14 protein-coding genes are annotated in these 16,660 nt (G+C 74.2%); 5 read left to right on the top strand and 9 right to left on the bottom strand.

The genetic code is table 11. The annotated features are described in order from the left end of the window. The first annotated feature begins 22 nt into the window (after nt 1-22). From ACFVTR_RS03960 to ACFVTR_RS03940, 5 genes are all read left to right on the top strand, one after another. On the top strand, nt 23-2,011 hold the full coding sequence (locus tag ACFVTR_RS03960; RefSeq protein WP_387034940.1) for a TPM domain-containing protein: 1,989 nt from the start codon (nt 23-25) through the stop codon (nt 2,009-2,011). A gap of 79 nt (nt 2,012-2,090) precedes the next feature. Beyond that, a complete protein-coding gene (locus ACFVTR_RS03955; RefSeq protein WP_387034938.1) occupies nt 2,091-2,825 on the top strand; it encodes a PspA/IM30 family protein in 735 nt (244 codons plus the stop codon). Nucleotides 2,826-2,924: 99 nt separating this feature from the next. Then, nucleotides 2,925-3,776 carry an arginase family protein gene (locus tag ACFVTR_RS03950; RefSeq protein WP_387034936.1) on the top strand — a complete coding sequence of 284 codons (852 nt, stop codon included), beginning with the start codon at nt 2,925-2,927 and terminating at the stop codon, nt 3,774-3,776. A gap of 117 nt (nt 3,777-3,893) precedes the next feature. Continuing rightward, complete coding sequence (locus ACFVTR_RS03945; RefSeq protein WP_387035380.1) at nt 3,894-5,414, top strand: dihydrolipoyl dehydrogenase family protein; 1,521 nt, start codon at nt 3,894-3,896, stop codon at nt 5,412-5,414. Continuing rightward, the gene (locus tag ACFVTR_RS03940) at nt 5,411-5,839 is read left to right on the top strand and encodes a Fe-S oxidoreductase (RefSeq protein ID WP_387034934.1); all 429 of its coding nucleotides are present in this window, start codon (nt 5,411-5,413) and stop codon (nt 5,837-5,839) included. Before ACFVTR_RS03945 ends, ACFVTR_RS03940 begins: the two co-directional genes overlap by 4 nt. A gap of 32 nt (nt 5,840-5,871) precedes the next feature. Here the strand turns inward: ACFVTR_RS03940 and ACFVTR_RS03935 are convergent, their stop codons facing one another. The 9 genes from ACFVTR_RS03935 to ACFVTR_RS03895 all read right to left on the bottom strand — a co-directional run bounded on the left by ACFVTR_RS03935 (nt 5,872) and on the right by ACFVTR_RS03895 (nt 16,601). Continuing rightward, the gene (locus ACFVTR_RS03935) at nt 5,872-7,989 is read right to left on the bottom strand and encodes an iron ABC transporter permease (RefSeq protein ID WP_387034932.1); all 2,118 of its coding nucleotides are present in this window, start codon (nt 7,987-7,989) and stop codon (nt 5,872-5,874) included. Next, nucleotides 7,961-8,929 carry an iron-siderophore ABC transporter substrate-binding protein gene (locus ACFVTR_RS03930; RefSeq protein ID WP_387034930.1) on the bottom strand — a complete coding sequence of 323 codons (969 nt, stop codon included), beginning with the start codon at nt 8,927-8,929 and terminating at the stop codon, nt 7,961-7,963. Before ACFVTR_RS03930 ends, ACFVTR_RS03935 begins: the two co-directional genes overlap by 29 nt. Before the next feature lie 73 nt (nt 8,930-9,002). Further along, nucleotides 9,003-9,872, bottom strand: a complete 870-nt coding sequence (locus tag ACFVTR_RS03925) for an ABC transporter ATP-binding protein (protein ID WP_387034928.1) — start codon at nt 9,870-9,872, stop codon at nt 9,003-9,005. A gap of 116 nt (nt 9,873-9,988) precedes the next feature. Next, nucleotides 9,989-11,020: an iron-siderophore ABC transporter substrate-binding protein gene (locus ACFVTR_RS03920; RefSeq protein WP_387034926.1), complete on the bottom strand. Its 1,032-nt coding sequence runs from the start codon at nt 11,018-11,020 to the stop codon at nt 9,989-9,991. Nucleotides 11,021-11,106: 86 nt separating this feature from the next. Next, nucleotides 11,107-12,018, bottom strand: a complete 912-nt coding sequence (locus tag ACFVTR_RS03915) for an ABC transporter ATP-binding protein (RefSeq protein ID WP_387034924.1) — start codon at nt 12,016-12,018, stop codon at nt 11,107-11,109. Beyond that, complete coding sequence (locus ACFVTR_RS03910) at nt 12,015-13,088, bottom strand: FecCD family ABC transporter permease (protein ID WP_387034922.1); 1,074 nt, start codon at nt 13,086-13,088, stop codon at nt 12,015-12,017. Before ACFVTR_RS03910 ends, ACFVTR_RS03915 begins: the two co-directional genes overlap by 4 nt. Continuing rightward, on the bottom strand, nt 13,085-14,158 hold the full coding sequence (locus ACFVTR_RS03905) for a FecCD family ABC transporter permease (RefSeq protein ID WP_387034920.1): 1,074 nt from the start codon (nt 14,156-14,158) through the stop codon (nt 13,085-13,087). Before ACFVTR_RS03905 ends, ACFVTR_RS03910 begins: the two co-directional genes overlap by 4 nt. Continuing rightward, a complete protein-coding gene (locus ACFVTR_RS03900) occupies nt 14,155-15,132 on the bottom strand; it encodes a siderophore-interacting protein (protein ID WP_387034918.1) in 978 nt (325 codons plus the stop codon). The genes ACFVTR_RS03905 and ACFVTR_RS03900 overlap by 4 nt, the downstream gene beginning before the upstream one ends. Before the next feature lie 44 nt (nt 15,133-15,176). Beyond that, nucleotides 15,177-16,601: an amidase gene (locus tag ACFVTR_RS03895; protein WP_387034916.1), complete on the bottom strand. Its 1,425-nt coding sequence runs from the start codon at nt 16,599-16,601 to the stop codon at nt 15,177-15,179. Nucleotides 16,602-16,660: the final 59 nt, after the last annotated feature.

Below are 16,660 nucleotides of genomic sequence, written 5' to 3'. Positions count from 1 at the left end.
GACGGGGGAAAGGCACTGGTGCATGCGCGCAGGACGCAGATGGCTCGTGACGGTGGCGATGATCACGGGGTTGATCGGTGTCGGAGCGGCAGGCACGGCCTGGGCTGACGACCCCGTCTCCTTCGGCTCCTCCCCCGTCGTCGACACGGCGGGCGTGCTCGGCACCCGCACCTCGGAGGTCGAGCAGGCGCTCGCGGCCGACGCCGACCGCAGCAGCCGCCAGCTCTTCGTCGCCTACGTCGACGAGTTCGAGAACCCGTCCGCCGCCGACGCCTGGGCCGAGCAGACGGCGATCGACAACGGCCTCGGCAGTGAGGACTACCTGCTCGCGGTCGCCGTCGAGGGGCGGCAGTACTTCCTCTCCGCGGCGAGCGACGCCTCGCTGTCCGACGAGGAGCTCGACCGCATCAGCCTCGAGGTCATCGAACCCGAGTTGCGCGACGAGGACTGGGCGGGCGCGGCGATCGCCGGCTCGGCCGCGATCGCGGGCGACAGCGGCGCGGGCGGCGGCTGGGGGGCCGGCTTCATCTGGTTCCTCGTGATCGCCGCGATCATCGTCGTGATCGTCTGGATCGTCCTCGCCCGCCGCAAGAAGCGCAGCCCCGCCGCGGGCGGGGGCGCCCCGCACCCGTCGATCGACGACCTCCGGCGTCAGGCCGGCAGCGCACTCGTCCAGGCCGACGACGCGCTGAAGACGAGCGAGGAGGAACTCGGGTTCGCCGTCGCCTCCTACGGCGACGAGGCCACGGCCGACTTCCGCGCCGCCCTCGAGGGGGCGAAGGCGAAGATCGCCGAGGCCTTCGCGCTGCAGCAGCGGCTCGACGACGCCGACCCCGACACCGACGAGGAGCGCCGTGCCTGGTACGGCGGCATCATCTCGCTCACCGGCGAGGCCGATGCGCTGCTCGACGAGCAGGCCGCGCGATTCGACGAACTCCGCGACCTCGAACGCAACGCACCCGAGGCGCTCGCCCGGGTCGAGGCGCTCGCCGCGACCGTCGAGCGGGGCATCGCCCCGGCGGCCCAGCGGCTCGCCGCGCTGCAGTCGCAGTACGCCGCCTCCGCGCTCGCCCCGGTCGTCGACAACCCGGCGCAGGCCCAGACCAGGATGGGCTTCGCCCGCGAGGCGCTCACCGAAGCCGGCGCCGCGGTCGGCCGCGGCGAAGGCGCCGCCGCCGCCGTCGAGATCCGCGCGGCGGAGGAGGCGGTCGACCAGGCGCAACTCCTCTCGGTGTCGATCGAGCGGCTCGCCGCCGAGCTCACCGCGGCCGACCGCGCCGTCGCCGCCGGTGCCGATGAGCTCGACCGCGACGTGCAGACCGCGCGCGGCCTCGACGACCCCGGCGCGAGCGCCCTCGCCGACCGGGTCGCCGCCGAGGCATCCGAACTGCGCAGCGCGATCACCGCACCCGGCCGCGACCCGCTCGCGCTGCAGGCGCGCCTCGAACAGGTCGACGGCGAGATCGACGCCGCGATCCAGGGCGCCCGCGACGCCGCCGAGCAGGCCGCGCGCACGCAGGCGCAGCTCGGGCGGAGCCTGCAGGCGGCGCGCAGCCAGGTCCAGGCGGCCGAGGACTACCTCGTCGCTCGACGCGGCGCCGTCGGGCCCGAGGCGAGGACCCGCCTCGCCGAGGCCGGGCGCCTGCTGGTGCAGGCCGAGCAGACCGCCGCGAGCGATGCGGCGGCCGCGCTCGCGGCGGCCCAGCGCGCCGAGCAGCTCGCCCGCTCGGCGATGCAGCTCGCGCAGCAGGACGTCGGCGGGTTCGGCGGCTACGGCGGCGGTGCCGCGCAGGGCGGCACGACCGGCGGCTCGGGAGGCGATCTCTTCGGCGCGGTGCTCGGCGGCATCCTCATCAACTCGGTCCTCGGCGGCGGGGGCGGCGGCGGTTTCGGCGGGGGCGGAGGCGGCTTCGGCGGAGGCGGCGGCTTCGGCGGAGGCGGTCGACGCTCCCCCGGCAGCTTCGGCGGCTCGGCGACGCGTTCGCGACGCGGAAGCGGGGGCCGATTCTGACCGACGACGACCACGACCGCACGAGACCGCATCTCCACCGACCATCGACCGACCTCAGAACCACGAACAGGGAGCAACCATGACCAAGCAGTCCATCTTCGGGCGGATCTCGCAGCTCGTCCGAGCCAACATCAACGCCCTCATCGACCAGGCCGAGGACCCGCAGCTGATGCTCGACCAGATGGTGCGCGACTACACCAACTCGATCGCCGACGCGGAGGCGGCCATCGCCGAGACGATCGGCAACCTGCGCCTCCTCGAGGACGACCACCGCGAGGACGTCGAGGCGGCGCGCGAGTGGGGCGAGAAGGCCATCGCGGCGAGCCGCAAGGGCGACGAGATGCGCACGGCGGGCGACGCCGCCGGCGGCGACAAGTTCGACAACCTCGCGAAGGTCGCGCTCAGCCGCCAGATCTCGGCCGAGAACGAGGCGAAGGCTGCCGAGCCGCAGATCGCCGCGCAGACCGAGGTCGTCGACAAGCTGAAGGCCGGGCTCAACGGCATGAAGGAGAAGCTCGTCCAGCTGCAGAACAAGCGCTCCGAGCTCGTGGCGCGGGCGAAGACCGCCCAGGCGCAGAAGCAGGTGCAGGACGCGGTCAAGTCGATCGACATCCTCGACCCGACGAGCGACATCGGCCGCTTCGAGGAGAAGATCCGTCGCGAGGAGGCCGTCGTGCGCGGCCAGGCCGAGCTCGCCGCGTCGAGCCTCGACGCCCAGTTCAACGAGCTCGACGACCTCGGCGAGCTGACGGAGGTCGACGCCCGGCTGGCCGCGCTGAAGGCCGGCGGCTCGCAGGGCGCCATCGGCGGCTGAACGCAGCTCCAGGGCACGAACGGATGCCGCGACCGCACGTCGGTCGCGGCATCCGCCGTGTTCGGCGGTCGACCCACGGCGGTGGCGCATACTGGTCTCATGCCCGCCACCTTCGTCGTCGTGCCGCTCTGGCAGGGGTCGGTCTCCTCGCGCGCCATGAGCCTCGCCGACGGCGCCGAGGCCATCCGCGGCGACCTGCCCTCCTCCTCGACCGTCGTCGTCGACGTGCCGGTCGAGGCCGGCGAGTCGCTCGGCACGGGCGTCCGCCGGTACAGCACGATCCGGCGGGTGCGTGAGTCGACCGCGCACGCGCTCGCGCAGGTGCCCGACTGGGCGCTGACGATCGGCGGCGACTGCGGCAGTTCGCTCGCCGCCGTCGCGCACGCCGCGGAGCGCACCCGCGGCGACCTCGCGGTGCTCTGGCTCGACGCCCATCCCGACCTCAACACCCCCGAGACCTCGCCGTCGGGCGGTTTCGGCGGCATGACGCTTCGCGCGATCACCGGCGACGGGGCCGAGGGGCTCGCCCTCGACGAGGCGACCAGGGTCGCGCCGGCTCGGCTCGTGCTCGGCGGCATCCGAGCGATCGACGCGGAGGAGCACCGCTTCATCGAGGAGCACGGCATCTCGGTGCTCACCGTCGAGGACCTCTCCGACCCGGCGGCGGTGGTCGCCGAGCTCGAGGCGACGGGCGCGTCGAACGTCTTCGTGCACATCGACCTCGACGTGCTCGACCCGTCGGCGCTCGCGGGCCTGTCGTATCCGATGCCGTTCGGCATCGGGGCCGGCGAACTCGCGTCGCTCGTCCGCGAGGTGGTGGCCCGCTTCACCGTGGCGGGTGCCGCGATCACGGGCTTCACGCCGTCGAACCCCGAGTCGGCCGTCGACGACCTGCCGACGATCCTCCGGCTCGTCGGGGCGCTCACTTCGGGCGCGCGCACGCGCGGCTGACCTTCGCGGCGGCTCCCGCCCCTAGGCTGATGGGACCGGGTGCGGCGCAGGACGGCCGGAACCCAGACGGGCTCCTCCGCGGCCCGTCACGAGAACCTCACGGGCAAGGGGGCGGCGATGCAGCGCGAGACCGATGTGGTCGTGATCGGCGCAGGGCCGGTGGGCGAGAACGTCGCCGATCGGGCACGGGCGTCCGGGCTCGAGGTCGTCATCGTCGAGCACGAACTCGTCGGCGGCGAGTGCTCCTACTGGGCCTGCGTGCCGTCCAAGACGCTCCTCCGCAGCGCCGCCGCGCTGCGCGCCGCCCGACGCGTGCCCGGCGCCGCGGAGGCGGCGACCGGCGAGCTCGACGTCGACGCGGTGCTGCGCCGCCGCGACTACTGGGTCTCGGACTGGAGCGACCAGGGCGCGGTGGACTGGCTCGACAGCGTCGGCATCGAACTCGAGCGCGGACACGGCCGGCTCGACGGGCCGCGCCGCGTCGTCGTCGAGCGATCCGACGGAGGCACGGTGACGCTCCTCGCGCGTCACGCCGTCGTGCTCTCGACGGGTTCCGACCCGGTGATCCCGCCGATCGACGGGCTCGCCCTGGCGCGCCCGTGGGCGAGCCGCGAGGCGACGAGCGTCTCGACGCCGCCCCGCCGGCTCGCGGTGATCGGCGGCGGCTCGGTCGCCGCCGAGATGGCGACCGTCTTCGCGGGCTTCGGCACCGAGGTGACCGTGCTCGCACGTCATACGCTGCTCGGCGGCATGGAGCCCTTCGCGGGAGAGGCCGTCGCCGACGGACTGCGCGGGCTCGGGGCATCCGTACGCCTCGGCGTCGAGGTCGTGCGCGTCGAGCGCACCCCGAACGACGAGGTCCGCCTCGAACTCGACGACGGCGGGACGCTCGTCGCCGACGAGGTGCTCGTCGCGACCGGGCGGCGGCCCCGCACCGACGGGCTCGGCCTCGAGACGGTCGGACTCGCCCCGGGCGACTGGCTCGACGTCGACGACAGCCTGCTCGTGCGCGCCTCGACGAACGACGAGACCCCGTGGCTCTACGCCGTCGGCGACGTCAACCACCGCGCGCTGCTCACCCACCAGGGCAAGTACCAGGCACGCGCGGCCGGCGACCTCATCGGTGCGCGCGCGACCGGCCGCCCGCTCGAGCTCGCGCCGTGGGGCGCGCACACGGCGACCGCCGACCACGCCGCCGTGCCCGAGATCGTGTTCGCCGAGCCCGAGTGCGGCGCAGTCGGCCGCACGGTCGAGGAGGCACGGCGGGAGGGCCGGGCGGTGCGCGTCGCCGACGTCGACTTCGGCTCGGTGAGCGGAGCCGGCATCCACGCCGACGGCTTCGCCGGTCGCGCGCGACTCGTCGTCGACGGCGAGCTCGGCACGGTGATCGGCGCCACGTTCGTCGGCCCGGATGTCTCGGAGCTCGTGCATGCGGCGACCGTCGCGATCGTCGGCGAGGTGCCGGTGGATCGGCTCTGGCACGCGGTGCCCGCCTTCCCGACCATGAGCGAGGTGTGGCTGCGACTGCTCGAGGCGCTCGGCCGGCCGGGCGCCGCCGAGGGCGCCGCGGCGGGCGAGCAGCCCGACTCCCCCTCGACCGGAACCACCGATGACGACGACGAGGAGCCCGCCGCGTGAGCGACGCCGAACCGAACACGACCCTGCGCATCCGCCTCACGGATTCGCCGATCAGCCGACTCGGCTACTGGTGGGCGACCGCCGTGGGCTTCACCTGGGGATTCATCTGGAGCACCGGGCCGATCCGCCGCCGACACGGACTCATCGTGTTCACCGGCATGCCGAAGTGGACATACGGGCGCGGCGGGTCCTGCGTCGGCGGCTGCTACCTCACGGGCGCGAACGACGGCGACCGGGTGCTCGGCCACGAGGTCGTGCACCGCGAGCAGTGGCGCAGGTACGGCATGCTCTTCCCGCTGCTGTACTTCATCGCCGGCCGCGACCCGCTGCGGAACCGCTTCGAGATCGAGGCGGGGCTCGAGGCGGGCGGGTACCTGCCGCGCCGGCCGGCGCCCCGGCGCGGCCGTGCTTCCGGCACCCCGTAGCACCACGCCCGTTCGATCGACGCCGAGGCCCTTCAGGCCGTGCGGCGCGAACGCCAGAGCAGCCAGACGAAGTACGGAGCGCCGACGACCGCGGTGACGAGCCCCGCGGGCAGCTGGCCGGGCGCGATCACGGTACGGCCGATGGTGTCGGCCACCGTGACGAGCAGTGCACCGAGCACTGCGGCGAGCGGCAGCACGAGTCCGTGCCGCGCACCGACGAGGGCGCGCGCGGCGTGCGGCGCCACGAGGCCGACGAAACCGACGACGCCGACGGCCGACACCGCGGTCGCGGTGAGCGCGACGGCGATCGCGAGCAGTCCGAGGCGGGCGCGCCCGAGCCGGACGCCGAGCACCCGCGGGGTGTCGTCATCGAAGGCGAGCAGATCGAGTTCCCGGCGCATGCCGGCGAGCACCGGCAACGAGACCGCGAGCACGACGAGGAGCGGGATGAGCTGCGGGAAGGTGCGACCGTACGTCGAGCCCGACATCCAGGTGAGTGCCTTCGCCGCGTTGTACGGGTCGGTCGCGATGATCAGCATCGCGACGACCGCCGACGCCGCGGCGGAGACGCCGAGGCCGACGAGGATCAGCCGGCTGGTGGCGAGCCCGCCGCGCAGCGACAGCCCGAAGACGATGAGCGCCGCGACGGCGGCGCCCGCGAAGCCGCCGGTCGTGACGGCGACGAAGCTCGCGAGCGGCCAGAAGGTGATGACGAGCACGGCCCCGACGCCGGCGCCGCCGGTCACGCCGAGGATCGCCGGCTCGGCGAGCGGGTTGCGCGAGACCGCCTGCACCACCGTGCCGGCGACGGCGAGGGCGGCGCCGGCGAGGATCGCGGCGGCCACCCGCGGGGCGCGGGTGTTCATCACGAACTCGACGAGCGGACCGGCCTGGCCGGTGATCCAGTTGAGCACGTCGCCGCCGAGCAGCTTCGCGTCGCCGAGGAGCAGCGAGACGAAGGCGAGCACGAGGAGGAGCGCCACCGATCCCCCGATGACGAGGCGTCGTCCACGCCGAGAGAGCCCGGCGCCGATCACGAAGCCGCTCGCCGCCTCGGAGGTCGCTCGCGACCGCAGCGCGAGCGCCACGAGGAACACCGCGCCGAAGATCGTGGTGACGATGCCGGTGGGAACCTCGACGCCGGCCTGGCCGCCGAAGGCGAGCCGCAGCAGCACGTCGGCCCCGAGCACGACGATGACGCCCATCACGGCGGCGGCCGGGATGAGGAGCACGTGCTTCTGCATGCCGGGCACCCGTGCCGCGATCAGTCGGACGATCGCCGGCGCAGCGAGGCCGACGAAGCCGATGGGACCGACGAGGGCGACGGCGGCCGCCGAAAGCAGCACGGCGATCAGGACGCCGACGAGCCGCGTGCGTCGCACGTCGACGCCGAGCACGGTCGCCGTGTCGTCGCCGAGGGCGACGAGATCGAACTGACGGGCGAACACGAGGAGCGCCACGACGGCGACCAGCACGACCGGCGCGAGCTGGGCGGCCGGCCCGATGCCGGTCTGCGCGAGGGTGCCCTGGCTCCAGGCATAGAGGCCGTTCGTGCGCTCGGGGAAGAGCAGCAGGAGCATGGTGGTCAGCGCGGTGAGCGCAAGCGCGATCGCCGAGCCGGCGAGCACGAGCCGGACGGTGCCGCCTCCGCCCGAGCCCGACGACCGCGAGCCGCCCGACGACAGCGCGAGCACGAGGCCGGCCGCGGCGAGCCCGCCGAGGAAGGCGACCGCACCGCCGCCGAGGACGGGCAGCGAGATGCCGAAGGCCGCGACCACGACGACCGCGAGGTACGAGCCGGCGTTCACCGCCAGGGTGTCGGGCGACGCGAGCACGTTGCGCGACACCGACTGCAGCACGAGTCCCGCGACGCCGAGCGCGACGCCCACGACGACGCCCGCGACCATGCGCGGCATACGAGAGGCGAGGAAGACCGCGGCCGACTGCTCGTCGCCGCCGGTGCCGGTGAGGAGGCCGAGGAGTTCAGGGAGGCCCACGTCGGCCGATCCCTGGGTGACGTGGACCGCGGCGAGCAGTGTCGCGACCACGAGCCCCAGGGCGATGAGCAGCACTGCGCCGAGCCGGGGGCGGCGCTCGCCCCCGGCCGGCGCCGTGCCGGTCTCAGCCCGCGAGGGTGCTGACGACCGCATCGATGTAGTCGTTCATCGACGACGGGCCGCCGAACATCCAGATGCCGTCGGGGAGGCGGTGCACGTTGCCGTTCGCGACGAACGGCAGCGACTTCCAGACCGCGTTGTCGGCCAGGTCGACCGCGTAGGCGTCGGCTTCGCCGTTCGTGATGTAGAGGAACTCGAGGTCGTCGAGCCCGGTCAGGCCTTCGACGTCGGTCGAGCCGAGGCCGTAGTCGGCGTCGCCCTCGCCCGTCCAGGCGTTCTCGAGACCGAGCTCCTCGGTGACCGCGGTGAGCAGCGCGCCCTCGGTGAACGGGCGGATCGACACCTGGCCGCCGCTCGCCCACGAGTCGCTCATCATGAACGGGGTGCCGGCGAGCCCGGCCTCCTCGAGTGCGGCCGCACCCTCGTCGATCTTCGCGTGGAAGCCGTCGAGCAGCGCCTCGCCCTCGTCCTCGGTGCCGGTGGCGGTGGCGATGCGCTCGAGGTTCGACTCCATCTGGCCGATGGGGTTCGAGGCGTCGGCGCCGCGCACCACGATCACGGGGGCGAACTCCTCGATCTGCGAGATCACGGTCTCGGGCAGGTCGGTGGTCGTCACGACGAGGTCGGGCGCGAGGCCCGCGATCGCGTCGACGGAGGGCTCGCCGCGCATGCCGACGTCGGTGACGCCCTCGTCGAGCGGCTCCGACTGCACCCACGCGCTGTATCCCGCGACGTCGGCCACGCCGGTCGGCATCACGCCGAGCGCGACGAGGTTCTCGGCGGTGTTCCACTCGAGTGCGACGACCTTCTCGGCCAGTGCGTCGAGCGAGATCTCCTCGCCGCGATCGTCCGTCACGGTGATCGCGCCCTCGGCGCCGTCGGCGGCCGCGGGGGCCTCGGTCGTGCCGCAGCCGGTGAGCAGCAGGAGGGACGCCGCAGCGACCGCGCCCAGGGTGATGGCGGGTGTTCTCATGGGAGAGGGTTTCCTCACGGATCGGCGCGCGGGCAGGACTGACCGCGCGAGGGGGTGGTGGGTGGAGACGTCGCTAGGCGACGACGAGTCGTTCGGAGCGCTGACGCGTGTTGTAGCGGCCGATGGGACAGGTGGTGATGCAGCCGCGCTCGTCGATGTCGACGTCGACGCGGATGCCGTAGGCCGAGCTCAGCACGTCGCTGACGAGCACCTCGGCGGGCGTGCCGACGGCGCGCACGCGGCCCGACTCGAGCAGCACGATACGGTCGGCGATGGCGGCGGCCTGGTCGAGGTCGTGCAGCACGACGCCGATCGTCACGCCGTGCTCGTCGGCGAGCTCGCGGATGAGGTCGAGGAGCTCGACCTGGTAGCGGAGGTCGAGGTAGGTGGTGGGCTCGTCGAGCAGCAGCACGCCCGTGTCCTGGGCGAGGCAGGCGGCGAGCCAGACCCGCTGCAGCTGCCCGCCGGAGAGCTGGTCGACCGCGTTGCCGGCGAGGCTCCCGACGCCGGTCAGCTCCATGGCGCGGTCGACGATCGCGGCGCCGCCCGCGTCGCCGGCGATGAACCGGCCGCGGTGCGGATGACGGCCGAACTCCACGAGCTCGCGCACCGTCAGGCCGCCCGGCGTCGGGCGGCTCTGCGCGAGGAGCGTGACGCGGCGCGCGAACTCGCGAGCGCTCAGCGTGGCCGCGTCGACCCCGTGCTCGGCGAGCTGGCGGGCACCGGCGGCCGCGCCGTCGGAGACCGTGTGCGCGTCGCCGTCGGCGAGCAGCACCCGTCCGGAGTCGGGCTGGTGGAGCCGCGCGAGTGCCCGCAGCAGCGTCGACTTGCCGCTGCCGTTCGGGCCGACGAGCGCGGTGACCTTGCCCGGTTCGAGGTGGAGCTCCGCGCCGTGCACGACGGGCGTGCCGTTGTAGGAGATCGTGAGGTCGAGACCGAGCATGCCTCCAACTATAGGTGAGGCTTACCTAACTGCGTCAATTCGGCTCGGCCGGGCACCCGTGGAGACGGCGACGGCCGGCGACCCGTCTCGGGTCGCCGGCCGTCGCTGCGCGTGGACTACTCGGAGACGGCGCCCGAGATTGCCTCGATGAGGGCGGGCATGCCGCCCTCCCACTGCACGCTGAGCGCGGTGGGCGGCGAGACCGACGAGACCGTCACCGGGTCGTAGACCTGCGCGACCTTGCCGGCCGCCACTGCGGGGATCGCCTGCATCTCGGGCTTGGTGAGGAACGCGTCGGCCTCGGCCTTGTCGGCGTGGTAGCTGACGATGAAGTCGGCGTCGAGCTTGTCGAGCTGCTCGTAGCTGAGCTCGTAGAAGAAGCCGCCGTCGCTCGTGTCGAGCTCGGAGACGCTCGGGGCGACCTCGAGGCCGAGCTCGGTCAGCACCTCGATGCGGGAGTCGGCTGCGGTGTAGACGTAGACGAAGCCGTCGCCGTCCCAGATGCCGGCGAAGGTCTTGCCCGCGAACTCGGGGTGGGCCTCGGCCTGCTCGGCGAAGTAGCCGTCGATCTCGTCGAGCACCGCCTCGCCCTCGGCCTGCAGGCCGAGCGCGGTCGTCGAGATGCGGATGTTCTCGTCCCACGGGGTCGTCCAGGGCGACTCCGGGTAGGCCACGACGGGGGCGATCTCGCTGAGCGTGTCGTACTGCTCCTGCGTGAGCCCCGAGTAGGGCGCGAGGATCAGGTCGGGTTCGGCGGCGATGAACTCCTCGTACGGCACCGTCGCGCCGCCCTCGTCGTCGTTCAGGACGACCGGGTGCGGGGCGCCGGCGTCGTCGTACGCGTCCTCGACCCACGGCAGGAGGTTGCCTTCGCCGACGGTCCAGGACTGCTCGGCGATGGCGACCGGGAAGACGCCGACCGAGATCGCGGCCTCGGTCGAGCCCCAGCCCCACGTCGCGACCCGCTCCGGCGCCTCTTCGACGACGGTCTCGCCGAAGGCGTGCTCGATCGTGATCGGGAACCCTTCGCCCGCGGCCGCGGTGGGCGCCGCGCTCGGCTCCTCGGTCGTGCCGGTGGCGCAGGCGGTCAGGGTCAGGGCGGCGGCGGCGAGGCCGGCCACCGCGATGAGCGGACGTCGAAGACGCACGGATCTCTCCTCGGTTCAGGGGGTGGGGATAAGGGAAGGCTAACCTAAATCAAATGAGGATGCCGCATCGCGACGTCACGGACGCGTCACGATGCCGCGGCGGGCGGGGCTGCGGGATCGCCGGGTGCCGCCGGCTCGACCGGTCGAGGCGCACCCCCGGCCGCACGGGCACCGCTGTGGAACCGCCCGACCGGCACGATCATGGGGCTGCCGGACACCGGGTCGGGGATCACCGAGGACTCGAGCGCGAAGGCGTCCCGCACGATCGCCTCGGTCAGGATGTCGCCGGGTCGGCCCTCCGCGATGACGGCGCCCGACGACATGACCACGAGATGGTCGGCGTACCGAGCGGCGAGGTTCAGCTCGTGGAGCACCATCACGACCGTCGTGCCGCGGTCGTGGTTGAGCTCGGTGAGCAGGTCGAGCAGCTCCAGCTGGTGGGTCACGTCGAGGAAGGTCGTGGGCTCGTCGAGCAGCACGATGTCGGTCTGCTGCGCGAGCACCATCGCGATCCAGACGCGCTGACGCTGCCCGCCCGACAACTCCTCCACCCGCCGTTCGGCGAGGTCCGCGATGCCCGTCGCGACCAGCGCCTCGGCGACCACGCGGTCGTCGTCGCTCGAGTGCCGCCCGAACCAGCCCTGGTGCGGAGAGCGGCCACGGCCGACGAGTTCGGCCACGCGCACCCCGTCGGGCGCGATGGAGGACTGCGGGAGCACGCCGACGCGGCGTGCGAGGTGGCGGCGGGGCATCGTGGACACGTCACGTCCGTCGAGCGTGATGCGGCCGCCGTCGAGCGGGTGCAGGCGCGCGAGGCCCCGCAGAAGCGTCGACTTGCCGCACGCGTTCGGTCCGACGATCGCCGTGACGCGTCCCTGAGGGATCACGAGGTCGAGTCCGTCGATGACGACGCGGCCGTCGTAGCCGAGCCGCACGCCGTGCGCGGCGAGCCCGGTCGCGGCGCCGGCGGAGGGAGCGGGAGCGGATGTGTCGCTCATGGGCGGGACTTCCTCTCGCTGCGCGACAGCAGCCACAGCAGGTAGGGGGCTCCGATGAGCCCGGTCACGATGCCGACCGGGGCGGTGAGCCCCGGCATGGCGAACTGGCCCAGCACGTCGGCGCCGAGGGTCAGCGCCGCCCCCGAGACGGCCGAGGCGGTGAGCGCCGCGCTGCCGTCGTCGACGAGGCGGCGCGCGATCGCCGGGGCGATGAGGGCGACGAAGGCGATCGGCCCGGCGGCCGAGGTCCCGAGGGCGATGAGCAGCACCGCCGAGAGCAGCAGCAGGCCGCGGTTCGCATTCGCCCGCATCCCGAGCGACGCCGCGCGCTCGTCGCCCAGGCCGAGCACCGCGATCCCCCGGGCGGACAGCGCGACGAGCAGGCAGCCGAGCACGAGCCCGGCCGCGAGCAGCCCGAGCTCGTCGCCCCGCACGTCCGAGACGCTGCCGACCGTCCAGAGCAGCGCGGTCTGGGCCTGGCGCACGTCGGCGCGCGCGAGCAGCCAGGCGATGAGCGACGCGCACACGTACGCGAGCCCGACGCCGACGAGCACGAATCGGATGCCGTGCAGGCCCTGGCGCCACGCGGACGCCCAGATGATCGCCGCGACGGCGAGCCCGCCTGCGAGCGCGAAGCCCGCGACGGCCGCGCCCGTGATGCCGAGGCCGAGGATCGCCCACACCGCGCCGAGGCTCGCCCCGGTCGAGACGCCGAGGATGTCGGGGCTCGCCAGCGGATTGCGGAGCACCGACTGGAAGACCGCGCCGGCGAGGCCGAAGGCGGCGCCGACGAGCACGGCCGCGAGGATGCGCGGCAGGCGGAGCGTGAACACGACGAGCTGCTCGGTGCGCTCGCCCTGGCCGAGGAGGGTCGCGATCACGCGGTCGGGCGACAGGCTCGCCGCCCCCGACGAGAGGGCGATCACGGCGATCACGAGGATGAGCGCCAAACCTGCGCCGAGGACGACGCCGAGCCGGCGCCGGTTGCGCGCACGCACCCCGGCGACCGCGGCGACGACGGCGGATTCGGCCGGGATCGGGCGCTTCGCGGCATCCGTCGTCGTGGTCACAGGCCCGCCACCGTTCGGCTGCGCGCGATCGCGATGAGCACGGGGGCGCCGATGAACGCGGCGACGACGCCGGCCTCGAGCTCGGCGTTCGGCACGATGAGGCGGCCGATCACGTCGGCGGCGAGGAGCATGATCGGCCCGAGCAGGAGCGCGGCGGCGACGATCCAGCGGTAGTCGGTGCCGACGAGCCGTCGCGCGGCGTGCGGCACCACGAGTCCGACGAGCGCGATCGGCCCGGCGAGCGCGGTCGCCGTGCCGCAGAGCAGCACCAGGGCGATACCGGCGAACGCCCGGGTCGTGCCCACCCGCTGGCCGAGCGCGTTCGCGACGTCGTCGCCGAGCGCGATCAGGTTGAGCCGGTTCGCGAGCGCGATCGCGACGACCGTGCCGAGCAGGATGAACGGCCACAGCACCGCCGCAGTGTCGAGACCGCGCCCGGTGAGCGAGCCCACGGCCCAGAACCGGTACTGGTTGAACGTCTCGGGATCGCGCAGGAGCACGAGTGCCACGAGCGGCGTGACGAAGGAGGTCACGGCAGCGCCGACGAGCGCGAGTCGCACCGGCCTGCCGCGCCCGATCGAGAAGACGACGGCCGCCGCGGCCGCGCAGCCGGCGAAGGCGAACCAGACGAAGACGAGCGGGTCGGCGACGCCGAGCAGCGAGATGCAGAGCACGACCGCGAGCGAGGCGCCCGCGTTCAGGCCGAGCAGGCCCGGGTCGGCGATGGGGTTGCGGGTCACGCCCTGGATGAGCGTGCCCCCGAGTCCGAGGGCGACGCCGGCGAGCAGACCGATCACGGTGCGCGGCACGCGCAGCTGCCAGATGACGTTGTGGTCCGCGTTCGCGGCGTCGGGGGCGACGATCGCCTGCCAGGCGACCGCGGGGTCGATCGAGCGGACCCCGAGGACGAGGCTCGCGCCGACGATCGCGATGAGGACGATCGCCGCGATCACGAGGACCGCGATCGCACGCGCGGCGCCGACCCTGCGCGGCGCGCGCGGGAGGACCGCGGTGTCGGAGGCACCGCCCGGTCCGGCGCCCGCGGCGCGCGGCACCTGCGGCGCGCTCACTCGAGTTCAGCGCGCCCGCGGCGCCAGTACCCCATGAACGCCACCTGTCGACGGTCGAGCCCCGCCTCGCGCACGAGGAACCGGCGGAGGCCGGTGATGACCGAGGCCTCGCCGGCGAGCCAGGCGTAGCAGGCGCCGTCGAGGCTCTGCCCGGCCGGGACGTCCCAGAGCGGCGTGTCGGGCAGGTCGGCTCGTTCGGCGGCGGCGAGCGCCGCAGCCGACTCGTCGCCGGCCGCCCTCGTCACGCCGAGGTCGGCGAGGTGGCGCACGACCCAGTCGCGCACGGCCGGCGCGAGGAGTTCCCCGTGCGCGGCGGACGGGTGCCCGTCGTCGTCGGCGGACGCACGCGAGAGCCAGCGCACCTCGACGCCCTGCGGGGCCCGCACCGCGAGCCGGTCGCCCGCCTCGGGCACCTCGAGGAACGCCGCGCCCGTCGCGTCGGCGGGGAGCGACTCGAGGATGGCGCAGATCGCCGGGGTCGCGGTCTCGTCGCCCGCCAGCAGCAGGGTGTCGACCTCGCCCGGACGCCAGTCGATGCCGAGCCTGCGGCCGGGGCCGAACTCGTCGGGCCCGATGAGCACGATCTCGTCGCCCGGCTTCGCGCGCCCGGCCCAGGCCGAGGCGGGGCCGGCGTCGCCGTGGCCGGCGAACACGATGTCGACCTCGCGGAGCTCGGGGCGCACCGCGCGCACGGTGTAGGTGCGGAACGGGTTGCGCAGCTCGGCGGGCAGCTCGCGCCAGGCGGTGTACCAGTCCTCACCGTCGGGGAAGGAGGCGAATCCGTGTCCGTCGAGGGGCAGCACGACCTTCACGCGCTGGTCGAGGCCCGCGGTGCCGAAGTCGCCGAGGTCGTCGCCCGTGAACGTCACGTTCACGAACGTCGGCGACAGCCGTTCGACGCGCGCGACCGTCGCACGGAAGTTGCGATAGGCGGATCGCTGGCGCCGCGGGGCCTCGGCCACTGAGGTAAGCATTACCTAAGTCTGACACACCGCCCCGCGACCTCAGAACTCGAATGTCACCAGACGACCGGATGCCTCGGCGCGCGCCGCACACGGCGCTCGAGCTGCGCGGCGAGCGAGAACAGCGTCGCCTCCCCGCCCGGTCGGCCGATCAGCTGCACGCCCACCGGCACTCCCCCGGCCGTGAACGACACCGGCACCGTGATCGCCGGCAGCCCCGAGACGTTCACGAACGAGGTGAACGGGGTGAACTGCACCTGCTGGGCGAAGTTGCGCTCCCCGTCCTCCGCGTCGTACCAGCCGACCGGCCGCGGCTCGAGGGCGAGCGCCGGGGTCAGCACCGCGTCGTAGCCGGCGAATCGCCGGATCACCCGCTGCTCGAAGCGCGCGAGCCACCCGAGCGCCTCGGCGAGCTGCCGCGCCGGCACGGCGCGTCCCCGCCCGAGCAGCCACTGCGTGAGCGGCTCGAGCAGCGCCTCCCGTTGCCCGTCGACCGGGATGGTCGCGGCTCCCGCCTGCCAGATCGTGCGGAACGCGTCGGCGTACCCGGGTTCGGGCGCCGGCGCCACCTGCTCGATGCCGTGGCCGATCCCGTCGAGCACCCCGACCGCGAGGTCGAGCGCGGCCCGCGACGGCTCGTCGATCACGATGTCGTAGGCCTCGTCCCACGGGCTGTCGAGCATGACCCCGACCTGGAACCGCCCCTCCCCGCGCACGGCCGCCCCGAGGTACGGTCCGTCGTCGCCGGGCGCCCGCACCGCCGAGCGGTGGCGCGGCGGGTACCCCTCTGGCGCGATGAGCCCGTCGAGCAGCAGCGCCGCGTCGGCGACGGTGCGCGCGATCGGCCCGGCGACGGGGAGGCCGGCGAGGCTCGTGAGTCCCGAACCGCCGGGCACGCGGCCGCGCGAGGGCTTCACCCCGACGAGTCCGCACACCGCGGCGGGGATGCGGATCGAGCCGCCCCCGTCGGATCCGGGCGCGAACGGCAGCATGCCGGCGGCGACGGCCGCCGCCGCTCCCCCGCTCGAGCCGCCGGCGCCGAGCGCGGGATCCCACGGGTTGCGCGCGGGCGGACCTGCGAGCCCCTCGGTGTAGGAGGGCAGGCCGAACTCGGGCGTCGCGGTCTTGCCGAGGCTCACCGCACCGGCCGCGTCGACCGCCTGCACGAGCTCGTCCGATTCCTCGGGCACGTACCCGGCGAAGGCGCGCGAGCCGAACCCGGCCGGCACCCCGGCCCGCTCCTGCAGGTCCTTGTCGGCGAGCGGCAGGCCCCAGAGCGGCCGCGATCGCGGCGCCTCGCGCTCGACGAGCCGGGCCCGCTCGAGGGCCGCCTCGCCGGTGACGGTCGTGAACGCGCCGACCTCGGGGTTCAGCCGCTCGACGCGGTCGAGGTAGTGCGTCGCGAGCTCGACCGGCGACACCGTGCCCCGCTGCAGCAGTTGATGAAGCTCGAGGGCGGTGTGGTCGTGCAGCTCGGTCATGTGCTCGAGCCTACGACGACGCGGGCACGCGACCGCCGGCGGCGGCCCGCGGCATCCGC

The sequence above is a fragment of the Agromyces sp. NPDC058126 genome, from assembly GCF_042884595.1.
Classification (GTDB): Bacteria; Actinomycetota; Actinomycetes; order Actinomycetales; family Microbacteriaceae; genus Agromyces.
The sequence above is the reverse complement of the archived record's forward strand: the minus strand, read 5'-3'. Positions and strand labels throughout refer to the sequence as shown.

Coding starts and splice junctions, on each gene's coding strand:
- ACFVTR_RS03935 (WP_387034932.1), bottom strand. CDS start 7,989: ATGCGGTCGTCAGCACCCTCGCGGGCTGAGACCGGCACGGCGCCGGCC.
- ACFVTR_RS03895 (WP_387034916.1), bottom strand. CDS start 16,601: ATGACCGAGCTGCACGACCACACCGCCCTCGAGCTTCATCAACTGCTG.
- ACFVTR_RS03955 (WP_387034938.1), top strand. CDS start 2,091: ATGACCAAGCAGTCCATCTTCGGGCGGATCTCGCAGCTCGTCCGAGCC.
- ACFVTR_RS03945 (WP_387035380.1), top strand. CDS start 3,894: ATGCAGCGCGAGACCGATGTGGTCGTGATCGGCGCAGGGCCGGTGGGC.
- ACFVTR_RS03925 (WP_387034928.1), bottom strand. CDS start 9,872: ATGCTCGGTCTCGACCTCACGATCTCCTACAACGGCACGCCCGTCGTG.
- ACFVTR_RS03950 (WP_387034936.1), top strand. CDS start 2,925: ATGCCCGCCACCTTCGTCGTCGTGCCGCTCTGGCAGGGGTCGGTCTCC.
- ACFVTR_RS03960 (WP_387034940.1), top strand. CDS start 23: ATGCGCGCAGGACGCAGATGGCTCGTGACGGTGGCGATGATCACGGGG.
- ACFVTR_RS03930 (WP_387034930.1), bottom strand. CDS start 8,929: ATGAGAACACCCGCCATCACCCTGGGCGCGGTCGCTGCGGCGTCCCTC.
- ACFVTR_RS03900 (WP_387034918.1), bottom strand. CDS start 15,132: ATGCTTACCTCAGTGGCCGAGGCCCCGCGGCGCCAGCGATCCGCCTAT.
- ACFVTR_RS03915 (WP_387034924.1), bottom strand. CDS start 12,018: ATGAGCGACACATCCGCTCCCGCTCCCTCCGCCGGCGCCGCGACCGGG.